Here is a 1,131-nt window from a genome sequence, read left to right as displayed (position 1 = left end):
GGCGGCCTCAAATCCCAAGTGCAACGATGGGTTGGATATCGACATTCTGGTTGAAACAGTCTTCGAAGAGGACTTGCGCCGGAGTGCGGAACCCCAAGGTCTTGCGTGGGCGGGTGTTCAAACTCCAGGCAATGTGATCGAGATCGCGCTGAGAATGAACGCTCAAGTCTGTCCCCTTGGGCAGGTACTGCCTGATCAAGCCGTTGGTGTTCTCGTTGATGCCGCGCTGCCAAGGGCTGTGAGGATCCGCAAAGTAGATCTTCAAACCCGTGCTCTCGGCGAGCTTCTTGTGCAAGGCCATCTCCTTGCCTTGGTCGTAGGTCAAGGTTTGTCGAAGCGCTTCGTCCAAGGGCGAGAAGGCTTGCTCGTAGCCCTGGAGGGCATCCAGCGCTGTGGCGCCATCCATCTTCACCAGCATCACGAACAAGGTCTTGCGGCATACCAAGGTGCCCACAGCCGAGCGGTTGAGCTTCCCCTTGATCAGGTCGCCCTCCCAGTGTCCGGGCAGCAGCCGGTCGTTGGCCTCGGGCGGACGCACGTGAATGCTCACCATGTCCTGCAGCGAACCACGCCTGTCCTCTCCCCGCGTGCGGGGTTTGCGCGCGCCGCGACCCTGGCGCAGCAACGCCACCAGTTCCTTGCGCAATCCACCGCGCGGGGCGGCATAGATGGCTGTGTAGATCGTCTCGTGGGAAGCTTGCAATTCGCGTTGTCCAGGGTGCTCTTGCCTGAGTGTGCCGGCGATTTGCTCGGGCGACCAAAACTGCTCCAGCAACGCCCGAACCTTGCGCCACAGTGCACCCTCGAAGTGGAGCTTGCACCGACGCCGGGCCTGGCGTCGCACGCGGCGCGAGCGTGCGCCGGCACGTACCGCATCGTAGCCACCCGCAATGCGCGGGCGCCCCATCGTGCCCAGCTCCGCATCGGATTTGAAACCGTTGCGTCGCAACTCCCGCGTGATCGTGCTGGGCGCACGCTGCAAGGTCCGCGAGATCAACCTGGCGCTGCTGCCCTGCAGCTTCATCGCCATGATCATCCCGCGCTCTTCGGCACTCAGTTGTTCGTAACTCCTGGTCATGCAAGCTCTTCCTTTCAGGATCGAGTGTGTTGCACTTCAGGTTTGAAACCGCC

General features: G+C 61.8%; 1 protein-coding gene. It reads right to left on the bottom strand.

The annotated features are described in order from the left end of the window. Positions 1-7: 7 nt before the first annotated feature. Positions 8-1,078 carry an IS30 family transposase gene (locus tag QTI51_RS38910; RefSeq protein ID WP_116914564.1) on the bottom strand — a complete coding sequence of 357 codons (1,071 nt, stop codon included), beginning with the start codon at positions 1,076-1,078 and terminating at the stop codon, positions 8-10. Positions 1,079-1,131 lie beyond the last annotated feature (53 nt).

The sequence above is a fragment of the Variovorax sp. J22G73 genome (genome assembly GCF_030317035.1).
Taxonomy (GTDB): domain Bacteria; phylum Pseudomonadota; class Gammaproteobacteria; order Burkholderiales; family Burkholderiaceae_C; genus Variovorax.
This window is presented reverse-complemented; position numbering and strand designations above follow the sequence as displayed.

What these genes read in the sequence shown, in the direction of transcription:
- QTI51_RS38910 (WP_116914564.1), bottom strand. Translation starts at nt 1,078, where the DNA reads ATGACCAGGAGTTACGAACAACTGAGTGCCGAAGAGCGCGGGATGATC.